Genomic DNA, 18,966 nt, shown 5'->3' with positions numbered 1-18,966 from the left:
TCAGGCCGCGGCGAGCCAGGTGCCGAGCGCCTCGTGCAGCCCCTCGGCCGTGTCGCCCTGCCAGGCGACGTAGCAGTCGGGGCGCAGCAGCATCGCGGTGTCGAGCTGCGGGACGGTCACGGTGTCGACGTGCGTCGCCCAGCGGCCGGCGTCCAGGGTGCCGGTGGGGTCGAGCAGCAACGGGCGGGCGGTGCGGGTGAGTTCGCGCAGGCCCGGCAGGTCCGGGGCCCAGCGGCCGACCAGCGGGCCGGTCGCCCGGCCCATGGGGTAGTGGACGTCCGCACCGGCCAGCAGGTCGGCGAGGTGCTGACGGGTCGTCGGCTGGGCGATCAGCTCGCCGAGGAGTTCCCGCAGCGCGGTGACGTCGCCGCCGGGGCGGACCAGCAGCGTCTGCGCCTGGGTGTGCATGGCCACCCGCCGTGCCACCGGCGACCGTTCCGCCTCGTAGCTGTCCAGCAGACCCTCGGGCGCGTGGCCGTGCACCGCCGCGGCGAGCTTCCAGCCGAGGTTGACCGCGTCCTGCAGGCCCAGGTTGAGTCCGGGGCCGCCGATCGCCGAGTGCACGTGCGCGGCGTCCCCGAGCAGGAACACCCGGCCCGCCCGGTAGCGCGCCGCGATCCGGGTGTTGCCGCCGAACAGCCGGCGCATCAGGTGCGGGCCCTCCCCGGTCGGCACGCCCAGCGGCACGTCCGCCCCGAGCACCCGCCCGACGCTGGCCCGCAGCTCGTCCAACGAGGCCTCGCCCTCGGCCGGTTGGTCCCACTCCACGGTGGAGAGCAGCGGGGTGCGGCCCGGGAACGGCGCCCAGGCGACCAGGCCGCGTTCGGTGCGCAGGTGCCGGAACGGCGGGACCACGCCGAACCCGGGCACGATCAGCCCGCCGTCGGGGCCGACCTGCTCCGGCGTGACGCCCACGTGGCCGGTCCGCGACACCGAGTCGTCGGTGGTCACGCCGGGGAAGTCGATCCCGGCGAGCCTGCGGACGGCGCTGCGCCCGCCGTCGGCGCCGACCAGGTACGCCGCCTCGACCGGCTCCCGTCCGCGCAGCTCGATCGTCACCGACGTCGGACCCTGCGTCAGGCCGACCACCTCGTGGCCGCGGCGGACCTCGACGCCGAGTTCCGCGGCGCGTTCGGCCAGCATCTGCTCGATCCGCCGCTGCGGCACCGGCAGGACGTACAGCGGGTTCTCCGGCAGGTCGCTGAGGTCGAGCGGGAACGCCCCGAAGACGAAGCCGGGCGTCGGCTCGGGTATCGCCCCGGGCGCGGTCAGCCGCTCGTACAGGCCGCGCCGGTCGAGCATCCGGACCACCTGCCCGACCAGCCCGTTGGCGCGCTGTTCCTCGGACGGTTCGGCCAGGCGTTCCAGCACCAGCGGGCGCACGCCCGCCAGGGCGAGCTCGCAGGCCAGCATCAGGCCGTTGGGTCCGGCGCCCGCGATGGCGACGTCGATCATGATCAGACTCCTTTTCGGGCAGGGGACACCGGCCCGACGGCCTGCCGGGCTGCGCGTGTCCGCCCTGCGGAAGGACCGGGTGGATCGCCGGGAGGGGGATGTGCCGAGGGGAGGGACTACGGAGTCGCCAGGCCCGCCTCGAACTGCGCGAGGGCGTCCGCGAGCAGGTCCGGCACGGCCACCGGCGGATCGGTGCGCAGGTGGTGGGCGACGGCGGTGTTGGTCGCGGCCATCACGGCGGACGCGACGAGGTGCGGGTGGAGGTCGCGTCGGAGGTCGGCGCCGGTGCGGTCGGCGACGGCCGCGGCGATCTCCGCCTCCGCGATCGCCCCGGCCCGCAGCATCTCGCCCTGCAGGGCCGGTTCGGCCATCAGCACGCGCACGCCCGCGGTCCACTTCGCCACGTCGGACACCGGGTCGGCGGTCGACGGGGCGTCAGGCGCGAACTGCCGCAGCGCCGCCCGGGTGACCGCCTCCCACAGCGGCTCGTCGGGCTGCTCGCGCAGCGCCTCCGCGACCCGCAGGCAGCGGTCCAGGTGGCGGGCGGCGATCGCCTCGCCCTTGCTGGAGAAGTAGTTGTTGAACGTCCGCGGCGAGACGCCGGCGGCCTCGGCGATGTCCTCGACCCGGACGTGCTCGAACCCCCGCTCCACGGCCAGCCGGATCGCCGCCCAGCTGAGCGCGGCGCGCGTCTCGGCCTTCTTCCGCTCTCGCAACCCCATGGCTCGACAGTAGCAAAACTTGCGGGGCGCGCAAAGATGCGTGCCCCGCAAGTTTTATCAGGCCGGTTCGGACCCCTTCACCGCACGGCGCTCAGGTGGGCGAAGACCACGGTGTTCGCCTGGTAGCCGGTGTGCGGGCTGTACTGGCCGCCGCAGGTGATGAGGCGCAGCTCGGGTCGGCCGTCGCTGCGGTAGACCTCGTTGTCGGGGAAGGCGTCCTTGGGATAGCTGCGGACGTCGTCGACGGTGAAGACCGCCGTGGCGCGGTCCTCGCGGGTGATCTCGACGTCCAGGCCCTTGCGCAGCAAGCCGAGCCGATAGAAGACGGCCGGTCCGGCCCGGTTGTCGACGTGTCCGACCACGACCGCGGTGCCGGCCGCGCCCGGGGCGGTGCCGTCCTGGTACCACCCGGCGAGGTTGCGCGCGGTGGCCGGCGGGCTGGCGAGCCGGCCCCCCTCGTCGAGGTGCAGGCCCGTGAAGGGGGCGTCCACCTTGAGCGACGGGATGCGGATGCGGCGCGGCGGCGACGCGGCGAGCGGGGCGTGCGGGCTGGCGGTCGGGGCCGCCGGAGCGGCCGGCGTGCCGTCGGCGCGCGGCGGGTCGGCCGGGTGGGACGTGGTCAGGCCGTCGTCCACCAGCCAGGCTCCGCAGAGGATGGCGGCGGCCACCGTGGCGGCCGCCGCCCGGATCCGGCGGGGTCGCCGATCAGCGCGCATCGGTGTTGCGGTGACGGCGGTAAGTCCGCACGCCGAACCACAGAGCGCCGACCCCCAGCAGGCCGCCGATCGCGATCTCCGTGGGGCTCACCTCGTCGACGGACCCGCCCGCACCGGCCTCGACCCCGCCGTGCGGAGCCGGCGCCAGGGACGACGGCGGCCCGGAGCGCGTCGGCGACGGGGAGGTCGACGCCGACGGGCTCGAGTGCTGGCTCGGCGAGGCGCTCGCGGACGAGCTCGGCGAGGCACTGGCGGACGGGCTGGGCGAGGGGCTCGGCGAGGTGCAGTCGACGGTGAAGACCTTGTGCTTGGCCTCGCCCTGCTCCCCGGCGAACGTCCAGTCCAGCTTGTAGTGCCCGCTGGGCAGGCTGTAGTTGGCGGTGTGCCCGACCCCCGTGGTCAGCACGATGCTGCCCGACTGGACGAGCGCGGTGCCGGTGGGCGGCTGCTGGCTGATCTGCCAGCTCACCAGCTGGATGGTGTCGAAGTTGAAGGCGTCCAGGTAGAACTGACACACCTTCGGGTCGTCGCGCTGGTTGTCCACCGCGGTGGTCGAGTCGTGGATCTTCACGTCGCCGTTGTCGCCGGGCGCCGCACTGGCGGGCCCGGCCAGGGCGAGCGGGGCCACCGCCAGGGCGGCGGCACACGCAAGGACCGAGCCCTTGCTGACGCGTCGGCGGGTGGACGAGGCGATGGACATACGGGGCTCCCAGTGGCGACGGCACAACCGGTCAGACGGGTTGCGGCCATCGTCACTCGCCCGGGCCGCCGTCGCCGGACGCGCGGCCCGGGCGGGCCCCACTTTCACCGCTTCGGCCCACCACCGCCGGGTTCTGACGAACCCTCAGCATCCAGCCGGGTCAGCGCGGGGCGAGCCCCGCGAGGATCAGGTCGACGACGGCGTCGAGGTCGGCGTCGTTGCCCGGCAGGGTCCAGTCGGCGGAGTGCGCCGGGTGGTGGAAGCGGGCCGTGGCCTGGAAGACCGCGCGGCCCGCGGTGGCCGGGTCGGCGGCGGTGAGCTCGCCCGCCGCGACGCCCGCCGCGATGATCCGGGTGAGCTGCCCGGCCAGCTCGTCCTCGTGCGCGGTGACGATGCCGGTCTGGTCGCCGACCAGCTGCCGGAACGTGTGGTGCAGCTCCGGGTCGTCGGCGGCGTAGCGGCGCTTGGTCGCGTTGAGTGCGCGGACCCACCGACGCAGCCGCTCGGGGGCCGGGACCGACGCGTCGTCCGCGATCGCGGCCATCGGCACCGAGGTGCGCAGCAGCCAGCGTTCGGCGACCGCCTCGCGCAGTGCGGCCTTGGTGGCGAAGTGCCGGTAGACGGTGCCGTGGCTGACGCCGAGCGCGCGGGCGACGTCCACCACGGTCGCCTTCGCGGGGCCGTAGCGTCGCAGGACGTCCTCGGCGGTGTCGAGGACGCGCTCGGCGGTCAGCTGTTCGGTCATGGCCCCGAGGTTATCGTTCACCGTCTCGTCGTTCGCTGTCGAGCATGCGCATCTGGGCCGGGTCGTAGCGCTCGCCGATCGCGGCGTCCGCGGGGACCGCCGCCTCGATGGCGGCGAGGTCGGCCGGGGTGAGCGATACGTCGAGGGCGCCGAGCGCCTCGGTGAGGCGGTCGCGGCGGCGTGCGCCGATCAGCGGGACGAGGCCGTCGCCGCGGCCGAGCACCCAGGCGATGGCGAGTTGGGCGACCGTCACGCCCTTCTCCGCCGCGATCTTCCGCAGCGCCTCGACGAGGGCGAGGTTGTGGTCGAGGGCGTCGCCGCTGAACCGCGGCAGGTGGGAGCGGAAGTCGCCGGCCGTGGCCTGCGGCTTCCAGTGCCCGCTGATCAGGCCGCGTGACAGCACGCCGTAGGCGGTGACGGCGACGCCCAGCTCGTTCGCGGTGGGCAGGATGTCCTGCTCGATGCCGCGCGAGATCAGCGAGTACTCGATCTGGACGTCGGTGATCGGGTGGACGGCGTGGGCGCGGCGCAGCGTCTGCGCGCCGACCTCGGACAGGCCGATGTGGCGGATCCAGCCCTTGTCGACCAGCTCGGCGAGGGTGCCGACGACGTCCTCGATCGGGAACTCGGGGCTGATCCGGGCGGGCCGGTAGACGTCGATGTGGTCCACGCCGAGCCGCTGCAGGCTGTACGCCACGAAGTTCTTGATCGCGGCGGGGCGCAGGTCGACGCCGTGGAAACCGCCGTCCGCGTCGCGCAGCGCACCGAACTTGACGCTGATGACCGCCCGGTCGCGGTCACGGCCGCGCAGCGCCTCCTGGAGCAGCATCTCGTTGTGCCCCATGCCGTAGAAGTCGCCGGTGTCGAGCAGCGTCACGCCTTGGTCGAGGGCGGCGTGCACGGTGGCGATGCTCTCGGCCCGGTCGGACGGGCCGTACATGCCGGACATCCCCATGAGTCCCAGGCCCAGCCGTGAGACGGACGGACCGGCGGTGCCGAGCTTCGTGTTCTCCATGGCTCCACCGTACGACAATGGACTGACAGATTTCAATATCTGTCAGTCCATCTCTCCTCGAGACCTTCCCGCACGGGCCCCTCCCCTGACCGGGCCGGAGGCGGACATTGCTCACATAATGGTCCGTATGGCTGACAAGACGAGCAGTTCGGGGCGTCCGCCGACGGTCAACGTCCGCGGCCGCGACGTCCGCATCCGCACCATCGCGTTCGCCGTGCTCGCGGTGCTGGCGATCTGGTTCATCGCCGTCAACACCGCCTCGGTGCAGATCCGCCTCTGGATCCCGACCGTCACCCTCCCGCTCTGGCTGGTCCTGCTGGTCACGCTCCTGGTGGGCATGGCCCTGGGCTGGCTGCTCGCCCGCCGCCGCGCCAAGGGCTGACCGCGCCGGCAGCCCGCCGGCCCGGGAACGGGAAGGGGCGCAAGCCCACCGCCGAGGAGAGGACGCCAGGATGTTCGAGGAACGACGGGCCCGTCGACAGGCCAACGACGCGTTCGAGCACGGCGAGGGCGTGACCCGCTACCGGATGCGGCAGAAGGTGCTCGCGATCGGTGACGACTTCTGGATCGACGACGACTCCGGTGACCACGTGTACAAGGTCGACGGCAAGGCGCTGCGGATGCGCAAGACCTTCGCCATCAAGGACCGCACGGGCCACAAGGTCGCCACCGTGCAGAGCCGCCCGCTGCGGATCAAGGACTCGATGGAGATCGAGGACGCCGACGGCCATCGCGTCGCCATGGTGAAGAAGGCCCTGGTCGGCCCGGTCCGCGACCGCTGGCGGATCCAGCAGGAGGACGGCCCGGAGCTGCGGTGCCACGGCAACGTGCTGGACCACGAGTACACGATCGAGCGCGACGGCATCAAGGTCGCCGAGGTCTCGAAGAAGTGGTTCCGGGTCCGCGACACCTACGGCATCGACGTCGGCCCCGACACCGACCACGCGACCGTGCTGGCCGCCGCGATCGCCATCGACACCATGTCCCACCCGGGCGACTGACGGCCGGCCGACGCGGCGGACCGGTCAGCGGTCCGTCAGCGCTCCGGTCAGCGGTCCGCCGCGAGCAGGCCCCGGTCGGCGAGCACCGGGAGCAGGCCCTCGCCGACCCGGTAGGCCTCCTCCAGGTGGGGCACCCCGGACAGGATGAACTCGTCGACGCCCAGCCGGTGGTACTCCTCGATCCGGTCGGCGACCTCCTGGTGGCTGCCCACCAGCGCGGTGCCCGCGCCGCCGCGCACCAGGCCGAAGCCGGCCCACAGGTTCGGGTACACCTCCAGCCGGTCGGCCGACCCGCCGTGTAGTTCCCGCATCCGCCGCTGACCTTCCGACTCGCTGCGGGCGAGGGCGAGTTGGGTCTCGCGGATGCGGTCCGGGCCCATGCCCGCGAGCAGCCGGTCGGCCTCGGCCCAGGCCTCGGCGGAGGTGTCCCGGGTGATGGTGTGCAGCCGGACGCCGAACCGGGGGGTGCGCCCGTGCGCGGCCGCCAGCGACCGGATCCGCTCGTTCTTCGCCGCCACCTGCGCGGGTGGCTCCCCCCAGGTGAGGTACACGTCGGCGTGCCGGGCGGCGACCTGCTCCGCCGCCGCCGACGAACCGCCGAAGTACACCGGCGGCACCGGGTCCGGCAGCCGGGTCAGCCGGGCGCCCGCCACCCGCAGGTGCGGGCCCTCGTGGTCGACCCGCTCGCCGCGCCACAGCCGCCCGGTCACCGACAGGAACTCCCCCGCGCGCGCGTACCGCCCGTCCTTGTCGAGGAAGTCGCCGTACGCCCGCTGCTCCTGCGACTCGCCGCCGGTCACCACGTTCAGCGCCAGCCGGCCGCCGGACAGGTTCTGGTAGGTCGCCGCCATCTGGGCCGCCAGGGTCGGCGAGACCAGGCCGGGCCGGAACGCCACCAGGAAGGTCAGCCGTTCGGTCTGGCCGGTGAGCATCGCGGTGGTCAGCCAGGCGTCCTCGCACCACGGCCCGGTCGGGGTCAACACCCCGGTGAAGCCGAGCTGTTCGGCCGCCCGGGCGATCTGGCCCAGGTAGCCGAGGGACGGCGGCCGGTCCGAGCCGGACGCCCCCGGCGTGGAGCCGTGGCCCCCGCCGACCACCTGGCGGCTGTCGCCGGTGGTCGGCAGGAACCAGTGCACGGTCAGCGCCACGTGCCCTCCCCCGAGGACGGTGCGAACCCGCCGAACCCGCCGTCGTGGTGCAGCAGCGGATCCCCGCCCGGCGCGTCCGCGGCGACCACCTCGCCCACCACCAGCAGGTGGTCGCCGACCTGGTGCAGCCCCACCCGACGGGCCGTCAGCCACGCGGCGGCGCCGTCCAGCAGCGGCGTGCCGTGCGGTCCGGTGCTCCACGGCACCCCGGCGAACCGGTCGGTGCCGCTGCGGGCGAACGCCCGGGCCAGCTCCTCCTGCTCGCGGCGCAGCACGTGCACGGTGAACGCCTCGGCCGCACGCACGGCCGGCGCCGTGGACGCCCCCTCGGCGAGGTAGAAGGAGACCAGCGCGGGCTCCAGGCTCACCGAGGTGAACGAGGTGGCGGTGAACCCGGCCGGTCCGGGCACGGTGATCACCACCACCCCGGACGCGTGCCGGCGCAGGGTGCGGCGCAGCAGGTCGGCGGGCGTCGCGGTGGACGGTCGTTCGTCGAGCGTCGTCATGATCGCGGTCCTTTCCGGGGACGGACGGGGACGGTGGGGACGGGGTGCGGACGGGTGTCAGACGGGCGCCGCGGCCGGGTCGGGGGTGAGCGGGGTGAGCAGGTGGGGCGGGGCGGGCGGCCGGTCGAGGCCGGCCCGCAGCTGCTCCAGCCACAGCACGGTGCGGGCGGCGACGCTGCGGTGGGCGGCGTCGTTGAACACGTCGTGGCGACCGTCGGCCACCACCACCGCGTCCACGAACGGCAGCCGCACCGCGAGTTCCCGCAGCGCGCCGACCGGCGCGACCGGGTCGGCCAGCCCGTGGAACGCCAGCACCGGGACCGCCGGACGGCTCTCCGCCGCCGCGGCGGCCAGCGCGGCGGGCACCGGGTCGAGCAGCGCGCCGGGCCGGAAGGCGGGATCGGCGGCCAGCAGCCCGCGGTGGACGGGGCACGCGGTCCGCGCGGACAGCTCGTCCCCCGTCCAGTCGGACGCTCCGCCTCCCGGCAGCCCGCCCAGCAACAGCCCGTCCGGGCGGACCGCCTCGGCGAGCACCAGCGCGAGCAGCGCCCCGAGATCGGACCCCGCCAGCACCACCGGCCCCCCACCCGCCTGCTCGGCCCGGGCCCGCGCGAACACGGCGGCCGCGCGCCCGGACGCAACGCCTGCCGGGACCGGGACATGACGGTCCGTCGGCGCCGGGCTCCGGGACGCTCCGGGTCGGTGAGCGCGCGCCGCATACGCGGAGCCGGGGCCGGAATCGGAACCGTCCCCGTGGCCCACGCCGGAGCCGGAGTTCTGACGGTCCGTCGGCTCCGTGCCCGACGGGGCGTCGTGGCGCGGGTCCGCCGGGGACGGCCCTGCGGTGGCGGGGACGAGCAGGCGGTAGCCGTCGAAGGCCAGCCGTCGGCCGAACCGGGCGTACACGCCCGGGTGTTCGCCTCGGCCGGGGAGCAGGACCACGGTGCCCCGGACGGCCGTGCCGGGGGCGGGCTCCCAGTGGCCGTCCGGCACCGCCGCCGGGCCGGGCCCGGCGGCGGTGGGAGCGGGCGCGGTCATCGGGCGCCGGCCGTGGCCGGGACGGCGGCGGTCGCGGCGGCGTCCCGGCGGGCGACCTCCTGGCGGACCAGCGGCAGCAGTTCGCGGCCGTAGTCGATCGCGTCGTCCAGCGGGTCGTAGCCGCGGATCAGCAGCGTGGTGGCGCCGATGTCCACGTAGTCCAGCAGGGCCTGCGCCACCGTCTCCGGGGATCCCACCAGCGCGGTGGAGTTCCCGGCGGCGCCGGTGGCCTTCGCGGTGGCCGTCCACAGCGCCCGGTCGTGCCGGTCGCCCTTGGCGGCGGCGGCGAGCAGCCGCTGCGAGCCGACGTTCTGCGGCGCCGCGCCGGGGCCGACCGGCAGCACCGCCCGCAGGCCGCCGAACGCGTCGCCGCGCCGCTCGATGGTGCCCAGGATGCCCCGGGCCCGCTCCCACGCCTCCTCGTCGGTGCGGCCCAGGATCGGCCGGAAGGAGACGCTGATGCCCGGCACGTCCTCGCGTCCGGCGGCCGCGGCGGCGGCCCGCACCCGGTCGATCTGCTCGGCGGTCTCGGCGAGCGGCTCGCCCCACAGCGCGAAGGTGTCGGCGTGCTTGCCGCCCACCCGGTAGGCGGCCTCGGAGGACCCGCCGAAGTACAGCGGGATGCGCGGTTGCTGCACCGGCCGCACCTCGGAGTGGAAGTCGGCGAGCCGGTAGTGGGAGCCCTCGTGGTCGAACGGCGCGTCCTCGGTCCAGGCCTTCTTCACCACCGTCAGGTAGTCGTCGGTGCGGGCGTAGCGCTCGTCCTTGGTCAGGTAGTCGCCGTCGCGGCGCTGCTCGGCGTCGTGGCCGCCGGTGATGATGTGCACCGCGACCCGGCCGCCGGAGAACTGGTCGAGGGTGGCGAAGGTGCGGGCCGCGACGGTCGGGGCGAGGAAGCCGGGGCGGTGCGCCACCAGCAGGCCCAGCCGCTCGGTGTGCGCGGCGGCGAACGCCGCGACCTGGTTGGGGTCCGGGCTGGCCGAGGACTGGGCGATCAGGATCCGGTCGAAGCCGGCCTGCTCGTGCGCCTGGGCGAACCGGCGGGTGTAGTCGACGTCCACCACCGGGCCGGCGGCCGGGCGGGTCTCGGAGACGTCGTGGGTGGAGATCATGCCGACGAACTCGACGGGCATGGCAGTGGTCCTCTCGGTTGATGCGGTTCGGGGGAAGGGAAGTTGGTGGCCGGTCAGACCGGGCGGCTCCGGCCGAGGGCGGTGCGGTCCGCGGCGAGCAGCACCGAGTCGTCCTGCGGGGTGTGGACGCGGGCGCACAGCACGTCGCGCAGGTGGCGCTCCAGCGGGTGACGGCGGGTCAGGCCGTGGTTGCCGACCAGGGCCACCGCCTGCTGGACGGTGTCGATCGCGGCCCGGGTGCCGAGGACCTTCGCGCCGCCCGCCTGCTCGGCGGCGCCGGGCTCGCCCGCGTCGACGGCCGCGGCGAGCACGTCGACCAGCCGGTTCGCTCCGGCCAGCGCGACCTCGATCTCGCCGACGGCGCTATGGAAGCGGGGCAGCGAGGCCAGCGGCGCGCCGAGCGCGCTCGGGGTCCGCTCGTGCAGGAAGCCGAGCAGCCAGTCCCGGGCGGCGCCCGCGACGCCCAGGTACAGCGCGGCCAGGCCGAGGCTGTTCCAGGCGCCGCCGACGGGGTCGCGCCCGCCGTCCGCGCCGGGGCGGGACAGTCCGGCGACCCGGTCGCCCGGGACGGGGACGGCCTCGAACCGGACGTCGTCGCTGCGCGAGGCGCGCAGGCCCAGGTGGTCCCAGACCGGGTCGACGGTGACGCCCGGGCTGCCGGCCCGGACCAGGAACGAGCCGACCCGGGGCCGTTCCTCGTCGGTGGCGGCCCACACCAGCAGCCAGTCCAGCAGGCACGCGCCGGTCGAGTAGATCTTGCGGCCGGTCAGCTCCCAGCCGTCGCCGCGGCGCCGGGCCGTGGTCGCGGGCAGGCCGCCGCGGACCGGGCTGCCGAGTTCGGGTTCCACCCGCAGGGCGTTCACCAGGACCGGGCGGCGCGCGGACTCGGCGAGCAGGTCGGCGAGCGGTCCGGCCGGCCAGTGCGGGGCGCGGGCCTCCGCGGCGTGGGTGAACAGCGTCATCGCGGCGATCAGCGCCACCGCCGGGTCGCCCGCGCCGAGCGCCCGCAGGATCCGCACGGTGTCCGCGAGACCGGCCCCGGGGCCGCCGTGCCGGGCGGCCACCGTCGCGGTCAACAGGCCTGCCCCGTGGACGAGTTCGAAGTCCGCGAGCGGCAGCTCGGCGTCCCGGTCGTGCGCGGCGGCGCAGGCGGCCAGGGCCGCCGTCAGCTCCGGCAGCCGGTCCAGCGCGGGGGCCGGGAACCCGGGCGGGGCGACGGGCGGGGCGAAGACGGTCATCGGGCGGCCCTCCGGGGCGGGGTGTGGGTCGGTGCGAGACGGACGGACTGACGGGCCGTCAGGTACGACGGGGCGGGACGGGCCGTCAGGACGGCAGGTGCGCACGCCAGTCGGCGGCTCGGTGGCAGGCCACGGTCCGGCCCGGGAGCGGGGTGGTGTCGGTCGGGCGGGGTGCGCAGGCGGCGTCGGCGAACGGGCAGCGGTGGGCGAAGGCGCAGGCGGAGCGGTCCGGCCGGTCGGGCGCCGGGCCGCGCAGCACGGCGAGTTCGGCGCGCCGAGCCGCACCGCCGCCGGGGGCGGAGGCCGCCAGCAGCGCCGTGTAGGGGTGCAGCGGGCGGCGCAGGACCTCGGTGGCGGGACCGCTCTCCACGATCCGTCCCCGGTAGAGCACCGCCAGCCGGTCGGCGACGCCGGCCAGTGACTCCAGGTCGTGCGAGATCAGCACCACCGCGAGGTCGAGTTCCCGGCGCAGGTCGTCGAGCAGCCGCAGCACGTGGTTGCGGTTGGACGCGTCCAGTGCGGACACCGGCTCGTCGGCGAGCAGCAGCCGTGGACGGGTGACGATCGCCCGGGCCAGCGCGACGCGTTGGCGCTGGCCGCCGGAGAGCAGTCCCGGCCGGCGGTCGGCGAGCGCGTGGTCCAGGCCCACCAGGTCGAGTGCCTCCAGCACCCGCGGCCGGCGTTCGGCGGCCCGGACGCCGGCCACCGCCAGCGGCTGGCCCACCAGCCGGAGCACCGTCAGGTCCGGGTCCAGCGAGCGCAGCGGGTCCTGGAACATGTACTGCACAGCCCCGGCCCGCCGGACCTCGCGCAGCGCCCGGCCGCGCAGCCCGGCCCGGTCCCGTCCGTCCACGGCGATCCGGCCCGCGACGACCGGCGCCAGCCCCACCACCGCCCGCGCCAGGGTGGTCTTCCCGGAGCCGGTCTCCCCGATCACCCCGAGGATCTCCCCGGCCCGCACCTCCACGTCCACCCCGTCGAGCACGGGCACGCCCCGGTCGAACTCCACTTCCAGGGACCGCACTTCTAGCAACGCAGTCATGACTCGGCACCTCCGGGACGGTTGGGCGGAACGGATCTTGGGGAGCCAGGCCCCGATCTCGCTGACGGGTCCTCACTTCGCGTGCAGACAGCGGACCTTGCGGCCGTCGGCGCGCGGGATCAGGGCGATCGGGGCGAGGCGGCAGGCCTCGGTCGCGTACGCGCAGCGGGGGGCGAAGCGGCAGCCCGGTCCGGCGGTGCCGGGGGCGGGGGGCCGGCCGGGGATGACCGGGAGGTGGCCGCGGGCGTGGCCGCCGAGTCCGGCCACGGTCAGCAGGGCCTCGGTGTAGGGGTGGGCGGGGGCGGCGACCACCTCGGCGGTGGGGCCGTCCTCGACCACCTCGCCGGCGTAGAGGACCAGCAGGCGGTCGGTGGCGTCGGCGACCACCGCCAGGTCGTGGCTGACCAGCAGCAGGCCGAGGCCGCGTTCCTCCCGGAGCCGGGCGAGCAGGTCGAGCACCTCGGCCTGGACGACGGTGTCCAGCGCGGTGGTGGCCTCGTCGGCGACCAGCAGCTCCGGGTCGCCGCTGACCGCGATGGCGATCAGCACGCGTTGCAGCATGCCGCCGGACAGCTCGTGCGGATAGCGGTCGTACACGGTCTCCGGATCGCGCAGCCCCACCGAGTCGAGCAGTTCGACGGCCCGGCGGCGGGCCTCGGCCCGGGACAGGCCACCGACCAGCCGCAACGGCTCGGCGAGTTGCCGGCCCACGGTGAGCGACGGGTTGAGGAACGACCCGGGGTCCTGGAACACGGCGCCGAGCCGGCTGCCGCGCAGCCGCTGCCAGCCGCGCCCGTCCAGGCCGCGCAGGTCGGTCCCGCCCAGCGCGAGCGTGTCGGCGTCGGCCTCGACGCCCGCGACCGGCAGGCCGAGGACGGCCCGGCAGGTCAGCGTCTTGCCGCTGCCGGACTCGCCGACCAGCCCGACGGCCTGGCCGGGGCGGACGGTGAAGGACACCTCCCGCACCGCCTCGGCCCGCCCCCGGCCGACGGTCACCCGCAGGCCCTCGACCTCCAGCACGGGACGCTCAGACCCGGACGGCGCGATGGTCATCGCGGTCCTCCTCGGACTCTCGCAACGGCGCCGGGACGACGGTGTCCGACGGGGCGTCAGGGGTGCGCTCGGCCGGTTCGGCGTCCCGCAGCGCGTCGGCCAGCAGGTTGAGCGCCCCGACGGTGAGCATGATCAGGGCGGTGGGCACGGCCGGGGCCCAGGGCTGCTGGGCGAGGAAGCCCAGGTCGCTGGCGAGCATCCCGCCCCAGGTCGGGGCGGGCGGCTGGACGCCGATGCCGAGGAAGGTCAGCGAGGCGACCGTGAGCAGCGCGGTCGCCAGCGCGTGCGCCGCCGTCACCGCGACCGTCGGCAGGACCTTGCGCCACACGTGGGTGCGCAGCACGGTCAGCCGTCCGGCGCCCATCAGTTCGGCCGCCTCCACGTACTGGGCGCGGTCCAGGCCGAGCGCCGCCGCCCGGGTGACCCGGAAGAACAGCGGGGCGAGCAGCACGCCGAGCGCCAGCATCGCCTGGTGCAGCCCGTTGCCGAGGACGCCGACCGCGGCGATGGCGAACAGCGTGAACGGCAGCGTCATCAGGGCGTCGACGGCGCGCAGCGAGACCCAGGCGAGCGGGGCGGAGAAGCGCACCGAGGCCAGGCCCGGCAGCACGCCGAGCAACAGGGCCGCGCCGACCGCCTCCGCGGCGGCGGCGACCGACAGGCCGGTGCCCGCGAGCAGCCGGCTGAGCACGTCGCGGCCCAGGTAGTCGGTGCCCAACAGGTGGGCGGCGCCCGGTCCTTGGAGCAGGTGTGCGGTGTCCTGGGCGAGCGGGTCGAGCGGGGCGAGCCGGCCGCCGAACAGCGCGAGCAGGGCGACCGCGGCGAGCACCGTCAGCGATCCGCGGACCACCGGGCGGCGCGGCGCCGGGCTCACCGCGCACCCGCCCCGGCCGGGCGCCGGCGGGCGGCGGGGTTCAGCGCCAGCAGTCCGGCGTCGACCGCCAGGTTGGCGACCAGCACCACGGCGACGGTCACCAGCAGGGTGCCCTGGATCACCGGGACGTCGTGCTGTTCGGCGGCGCGCAGCGAGAGTTGGGCGATCCCCGGCAGGTTGAAGATCCGCTCGGTGACGACCGCGCCGCCGATCAGCATCGGCACGCTCATGCCGAGCACCGTCACCGCCGGCCCGGCGGCGTTGCGCAGCACGTGACCGAACAGCACCCGGCGGCGCGACAGCCCGCGCATCGTGGCGCCGGTCGCCCAGTTCTCGCGCAGCGCGCCGACCAGCGAGGTGCGCAGCTGCCGGGCGATGCCGGCCGCCGCGTCCAGGCTCAGTGCCAGTGCGGGCAGCAGGGCGAACCGCAGCCACTGGAGCGGGTCCTGACCGAGCGGCAGGTAGCCGCCCGAGGGCAGCAGCCGCAACTGCACGGACACCAGGGTGATCAGGCCGATGGCGACCACGAACGCGGGCAGCGTGCCGAGCAGGGTGCACAGCGCGGTGACCGCCCGGTCCAGCCGGCCGCCGGGGCGCAGCGCGGCCGCGATGCCCGCGGCCGAGCCGAGCAGCACGGCGAACAGCAGCGCCAGCCCGGCGATCGACAGGTCCACCGGCAGGGCGGCGGCGATCGAGTCCCCGACCGGCAGGGTGGTGAACCAGGACCGGCCCAGGTCGCCCTGCACGGCGTGCCCCAGCCAGCTGCCGAACTGCGCCCACAGCGGCCGGTCCAGGCCGAACTCGTGGTCGAGGCGGGCGATGTCGGCGGGCGTCGCGGTCTCGCCGAGCACCGCCGCCGCCGGGTTGGCGTCGGAGACCGCGCCGAGCGCGAAGGTGAGCAGCGAGGACAGCAGGAACACCGTGGCGGCGGAGGCCAGCACCCGCCCCAGCGACCGGGGTGCCCGCGCCGCCCGGCGGACCACCCACCCGGCGGTGCGCCCGGCCGGTACGGGGAGCGCCGCGCTCATGCGACGCTCACCCCTTCGAACCGCTGCACCACCGTGAACACCGGGATCGGCGACACCGACCGCCGCCGGGCCAGCAGCCGGGGCACGCTGTACAGGAACACGTTCGGCATCGTGCGCACCGCCAGCGCGGTGGCCGCCCGCAGCACCTTCGGGTAGTCCGGCGAGTCCAGCGGGGTCCGCGACACCTGCTGCACGGCGGTCAGCAGTTCGGGCGGAGTGGTGCGGCCCGGGTTCATCAGCCCCTGCTCGCCGAACAGCACCTGGAACGCCTGGGCGGCCGAGTCGCGGCCCGCGAACTGGTCGGTGAACAGCGCCTTGGAGTGCTGCACGTAGACGATCTGGGTGGCCTGCGCCGCCGGGATCACCTCGATGTTCACCCGGATGCCGACCTGCTTCAGCTGCGCCTGCAGCTGCTCCGGGAGGCCCTGGGCGGCGGTGGTGGTCAGCGTGAGGTCGATGCCGTCCGGGTGGCCGGCCTTCGCCAGCAGGGCCCTGGCCTTGTCCGGGTCGTAGCGGAACAGGTCGTCCGACCCGGGGTCGTGGCCGACGTAACCCTGCGGGAACGGCTGGTAGTTGACCTCGCCGTGGCCGAACAGCTGGGTCTTCACCAGCGCCTCGCGGTCGATCGCGTACTTCAGCGCCTCGACCACGTCCGGGTTGTCGAACGGCGCCTTGGTGGCGTTGACGTCCAGCACCGCCACCACCAGGGACGGGATCTCCTGCACCTCCAGCCCGGCCGCCTTCGCCGCCTCCACCTGGCTGCCGGGGATCTGCGCCACGTCGAACTGCCCGGACTGCAGGCCGCTGACCACGGTGGCGGCGTCCGGCAGCGGGTAGACCTCGAAGTTCTCCAGCTTGATCGCCCCGGCGTCCCAGTAGTGCGGGTTGCGGCGCAGCACGGCCTTGCTGTTCTGGACGTACGAGACCAGGCTGAACGGGCCCGCCCCGGCCGGCTTGGAGGCCAGCCCCGCGGCGTCCGACTCGAACGCCTTCGGGTTCACCACCAGCCCGGTCTTGCCGGCCAGCAGGTTCGGCAACTGGTAGTCGGGTGCGGCGAGTTCGAGCACCACCGTGGCGGCGTCCGGGGCCAGCACCCGGGCGACCTGGGTCAGTTGCGGGGCGACCAGCGACTTCGGCTCGGTGCGGCCGCGGTCCAGGCTCTTCTTCACCGCGGCGGCGTCCAGCGGCGAGCCGTCCTCGAAGACCAGCCCCGGCCGCAGGGTGAACGTCAGCTTCGTGCCGTCGGCGCTGTACGTCCAGCCCGTGGCGAGCGCGGGAACCGCCTTGCCCGCCTCGTCGAGCTTGGTGAGTCCGGCGTACACCAGGGACAGCGCGTGCACGTCCCAGCCCGCCGAGGAGAACACCGGGTCCCAGGAAGTGGGCAGCGCCCAGCCCCACTTGAGGGTGCCGGCGGCGCCGGCCGCACCGGTCTGCGCGACCGTGGCGCCGCCGCACGCGGCGAGGGCGAGCGCGGTGCCCGCGCCGAGGCCGAGGCCGAGGAACGAACGTCTGGCGAGGGAGGAGGAGGGCAGGGCGGAGCGAGTCATGGCTGTGCGTCACCTTTCGTGGCGCGGCGGGTGCCCGGGGCGCACCGGAGTCGACGCGGACGGACCGCGGACGGCGGGAGCGGGGCACGGCGGCGCGACAGGACACCGGCAGGGGAGGAAGGTCGGCAGCCGTCGCCGCCCGGTCACGGGCGGGGCGGTGCCTTGGGGAGGAGGCCCGGAGACGGCGGCGAGAGCCAGCCGTCAGGCGCGGCGGGGAACCGCGGTCCGGGGTGCGCGGGCGGCCGTGCCGCCGGCGGAGGGGGCACTCAGAGACAGAGGTCGCTGCTGGTGCGCCGGAAGTCCACGTAGCGGCACACCACGTTGGGGTGCGTCGAAACCATGCCGCCATCCTGTCGGGCGGCAGGGCCCGGTGTCAATGGACACCAAGAGGTGTCCATTCCGCGGCCGGCTGCCGATCCGCCCCGGAGGGCGGTTGCGGACGCCGACTCGCCATCGCCGCACCGGAACTGACGGAGCATCGGAAGCCGGGGGCCGGGTCCAGGAGAGTGCGGAGCGTCTCAGGATGCGGCGAGCACGGGCGACACCGCGGCCTCCTCCGGCGACAGGTGCAGCGGGCTGCCCCCGGTGGCGACCGTCACCGCGCCGGGCGGCGGGCCGCCGGGAACCTCCGGCGCCGTCAGGCTCCCGTAGCGGTGCAGCAGTTCGGCCGGGTCCGGCCCGCCGGGCGGCGACTGCGCCGGGGGCAGCGCCGGGCAGACCGCCCGGGCCGCCGCCAGGTACTCCGCCAGCGGGCGCCAGCCCGGCACCACCCGGCACCCCGCCGGGCCGCGGAACAGCAGCGTGGGCAGGGCGTAGCGGTGCCCGTCCTCGAGTTCCTTCGCTCCGCCCGGATGCGGGCCCGGTCCGCGCAGGCCCAGCACCTCCGGCCGCGGCGCCCGGGTCTCGGCGCGGTCGCGCGCCACGCGCTCCCGCACCGCGGTCGAGGCCGCGGCGACGGCCAGCCGCTCCGGGTCCAGGCCGGGCACCCCGCGCACCGCCGCCGCGATCCGCTCCGGGGTGTCGGCGGGCTCGCCGCGGACGAACGCCGACTCGCGCAGCCGCCGCAGGACCCGCTCGGCCACCTCCGCGCCCTGCTCCTCCGCCGCCGCGGCGGCCAGCGAGGCGGGCCGGCTGCTCGCCGCCACCCAGCGCAGCCGCTCCGGCCGCGGCGCGCCCGTGTGCCCGGACACCCGGGCCACGAACTCCCCGTACCAGGCGGCCTCCGCGGCCGGGTCCGGGGCCGGCTCCTCGTCGTCGTCGAACAGGATGCCGAACACCCGCCGGTGCGCGGCGGCCCCGCCCAGCGCCCGGCGCAGCGCCCGCAGCGTCGGCTCCGAACCCCAGGCCCACGGGCAGAACGGGTCGGTGAACTCCACCACGTCCAGCGCGGCCCCGCCGCTCACACCGCCTCCGCGACCGGTCGGCCCGCCGGACGTCCGGACCGGCGCACCAGCGCGGCCACGGTGGTGCCCGCCAGCACCTGCGCGGCCCGTTCCTCGACCTCGCGCCAGATCCCGGGCAGCGCGTCCGCCGGCCCCGGGTAGGCGAGCCCCGCCAGCGGTTCGCCGCGCAGCGTGATGAGCTCGCCGTCGACGGCGCGGACCACGTCGAGCAGGGTGATCTCCGCGGCCGGGCGGCCCAGCCAGTAGCCGCCCTCGCAGCCGCGCTGGCTGCGGACCAGGCCGGCCCGGCGGAGGTCGCCGACGACGGACTTCAGGAACCGGAACGGGATCTCCTGGGAGGAGGCGATCGCCTCGCAGGTGAGCGGACGCTCCGTGTCGCAGGCCAGTTCGACCAGCGCGCGGGCGGCGTAGTCCGCCTTGGCGGAAATATGCATACCCCCGAGTATCCACCGGGTCGGGCGATCATCAAGTCCCGTTCGGGGCCCGTGGTTCGGCGGCCCCGACGAAAAGACACCTCTTGACATCCTTTTCGGGCCGCGCCTAGCGTTCCTCCCGTTCCGCGTACCCCGCCGCCGTGTCCACCACCCGCCGCGGCCGCCGTG

General features: G+C 75.6%; 20 protein-coding genes. 2 read left to right on the top strand and 18 right to left on the bottom strand.

The genetic code is table 11. The annotated features are described in order from the left end of the window. From ACWD4U_RS11210 to ACWD4U_RS11185, 6 genes are all read right to left on the bottom strand, one after another. Complete coding sequence (locus ACWD4U_RS11210; protein WP_363457126.1) at positions 1-1,455, bottom strand: FAD-dependent monooxygenase; 1,455 nt, start codon at positions 1,453-1,455, stop codon at positions 1-3. Positions 1,456-1,571: 116 nt separating this feature from the next. After that, entirely contained in the window at positions 1,572-2,177 is a 606-nt protein-coding gene (locus ACWD4U_RS11205) for an acyl-CoA-like ligand-binding transcription factor (RefSeq protein ID WP_363457123.1), read from the bottom strand. A gap of 77 nt (positions 2,178-2,254) precedes the next feature. Then, positions 2,255-2,893: a class F sortase gene (locus ACWD4U_RS11200; protein WP_363457121.1), complete on the bottom strand. Its 639-nt coding sequence runs from the start codon at positions 2,891-2,893 to the stop codon at positions 2,255-2,257. Beyond that, positions 2,883-3,593, bottom strand: coding sequence for a hypothetical protein (locus tag ACWD4U_RS11195; RefSeq protein ID WP_363457118.1), 711 nt, complete (start codon positions 3,591-3,593; stop codon positions 2,883-2,885). The genes ACWD4U_RS11200 and ACWD4U_RS11195 overlap by 11 nt, the downstream gene beginning before the upstream one ends. A 160-nt stretch (positions 3,594-3,753) precedes the next feature. After that, the gene (locus ACWD4U_RS11190; RefSeq protein ID WP_363457115.1) at positions 3,754-4,338 is read right to left on the bottom strand and encodes a TetR family transcriptional regulator; all 585 of its coding nucleotides are present in this window, start codon (positions 4,336-4,338) and stop codon (positions 3,754-3,756) included. Between the two features lie 10 nt (positions 4,339-4,348). After that, a complete protein-coding gene (locus ACWD4U_RS11185; protein WP_363457112.1) occupies positions 4,349-5,353 on the bottom strand; it encodes an aldo/keto reductase in 1,005 nt (334 codons plus the stop codon). 127 nt (positions 5,354-5,480) lie between these two features. Here ACWD4U_RS11185 and ACWD4U_RS11180 point away from each other — a divergent pair, with 127 nt between their 5' ends. Next, a complete protein-coding gene (locus ACWD4U_RS11180) occupies positions 5,481-5,735 on the top strand; it encodes a lipopolysaccharide assembly protein LapA domain-containing protein (protein ID WP_363457109.1) in 255 nt (84 codons plus the stop codon). Between the two features lie 70 nt (positions 5,736-5,805). Then, on the top strand, positions 5,806-6,354 hold the full coding sequence (locus tag ACWD4U_RS11175) for an LURP-one-related/scramblase family protein (protein ID WP_363457107.1): 549 nt from the start codon (positions 5,806-5,808) through the stop codon (positions 6,352-6,354). Positions 6,355-6,401: 47 nt separating this feature from the next. Here the strand turns inward: ACWD4U_RS11175 and ACWD4U_RS11170 are convergent, their stop codons facing one another. The 12 genes from ACWD4U_RS11170 to ACWD4U_RS11115 all read right to left on the bottom strand — a co-directional run bounded on the left by ACWD4U_RS11170 (position 6,402) and on the right by ACWD4U_RS11115 (position 18,798). After that, complete coding sequence (locus ACWD4U_RS11170) at positions 6,402-7,502, bottom strand: LLM class flavin-dependent oxidoreductase (protein WP_363457105.1); 1,101 nt, start codon at positions 7,500-7,502, stop codon at positions 6,402-6,404. Continuing rightward, positions 7,493-8,008 (bottom strand): flavin reductase family protein, encoded by a 516-nt coding sequence (locus ACWD4U_RS11165; RefSeq protein WP_363457102.1) that lies wholly within the window; start codon positions 8,006-8,008, stop codon positions 7,493-7,495. Before ACWD4U_RS11165 ends, ACWD4U_RS11170 begins: the two co-directional genes overlap by 10 nt. Before the next feature lie 57 nt (positions 8,009-8,065). After that, complete coding sequence (locus tag ACWD4U_RS11160; protein WP_363457099.1) at positions 8,066-9,046, bottom strand: alpha/beta hydrolase; 981 nt, start codon at positions 9,044-9,046, stop codon at positions 8,066-8,068. Continuing rightward, positions 9,043-10,179, bottom strand: a complete 1,137-nt coding sequence (locus tag ACWD4U_RS11155; RefSeq protein WP_363457096.1) for an LLM class flavin-dependent oxidoreductase — start codon at positions 10,177-10,179, stop codon at positions 9,043-9,045. Before ACWD4U_RS11155 ends, ACWD4U_RS11160 begins: the two co-directional genes overlap by 4 nt. A 53-nt stretch (positions 10,180-10,232) precedes the next feature. Then, complete coding sequence (locus ACWD4U_RS11150) at positions 10,233-11,417, bottom strand: acyl-CoA dehydrogenase family protein (RefSeq protein WP_363457093.1); 1,185 nt, start codon at positions 11,415-11,417, stop codon at positions 10,233-10,235. 85 nt (positions 11,418-11,502) lie between these two features. Then, positions 11,503-12,459: an ABC transporter ATP-binding protein gene (locus ACWD4U_RS11145; RefSeq protein WP_363457090.1), complete on the bottom strand. Its 957-nt coding sequence runs from the start codon at positions 12,457-12,459 to the stop codon at positions 11,503-11,505. 72 nt (positions 12,460-12,531) lie between these two features. Further along, complete coding sequence (locus ACWD4U_RS11140) at positions 12,532-13,512, bottom strand: ABC transporter ATP-binding protein (protein ID WP_363457087.1); 981 nt, start codon at positions 13,510-13,512, stop codon at positions 12,532-12,534. Beyond that, positions 13,487-14,386 (bottom strand): ABC transporter permease, encoded by a 900-nt coding sequence (locus ACWD4U_RS11135; RefSeq protein WP_363457084.1) that lies wholly within the window; start codon positions 14,384-14,386, stop codon positions 13,487-13,489. Before ACWD4U_RS11135 ends, ACWD4U_RS11140 begins: the two co-directional genes overlap by 26 nt. Next, on the bottom strand, positions 14,383-15,414 hold the full coding sequence (locus ACWD4U_RS11130) for an ABC transporter permease (protein WP_363457081.1): 1,032 nt from the start codon (positions 15,412-15,414) through the stop codon (positions 14,383-14,385). The genes ACWD4U_RS11135 and ACWD4U_RS11130 overlap by 4 nt, the downstream gene beginning before the upstream one ends. Next, on the bottom strand, positions 15,411-16,961 hold the full coding sequence (locus ACWD4U_RS11125) for an ABC transporter substrate-binding protein (RefSeq protein ID WP_363457078.1): 1,551 nt from the start codon (positions 16,959-16,961) through the stop codon (positions 15,411-15,413). Before ACWD4U_RS11125 ends, ACWD4U_RS11130 begins: the two co-directional genes overlap by 4 nt. A gap of 518 nt (positions 16,962-17,479) precedes the next feature. Continuing rightward, on the bottom strand, positions 17,480-18,364 hold the full coding sequence (locus ACWD4U_RS11120) for a hypothetical protein (protein ID WP_363457075.1): 885 nt from the start codon (positions 18,362-18,364) through the stop codon (positions 17,480-17,482). Further along, entirely contained in the window at positions 18,361-18,798 is a 438-nt protein-coding gene (locus ACWD4U_RS11115) for an RrF2 family transcriptional regulator (protein WP_363457072.1), read from the bottom strand. Before ACWD4U_RS11115 ends, ACWD4U_RS11120 begins: the two co-directional genes overlap by 4 nt. Between the last annotated feature and the right edge of the window lie 168 nt (positions 18,799-18,966).

It is taken from the genome of Kitasatospora sp. NPDC002522, from assembly GCF_053595195.1.
This window is presented reverse-complemented; position numbering and strand designations above follow the sequence as displayed.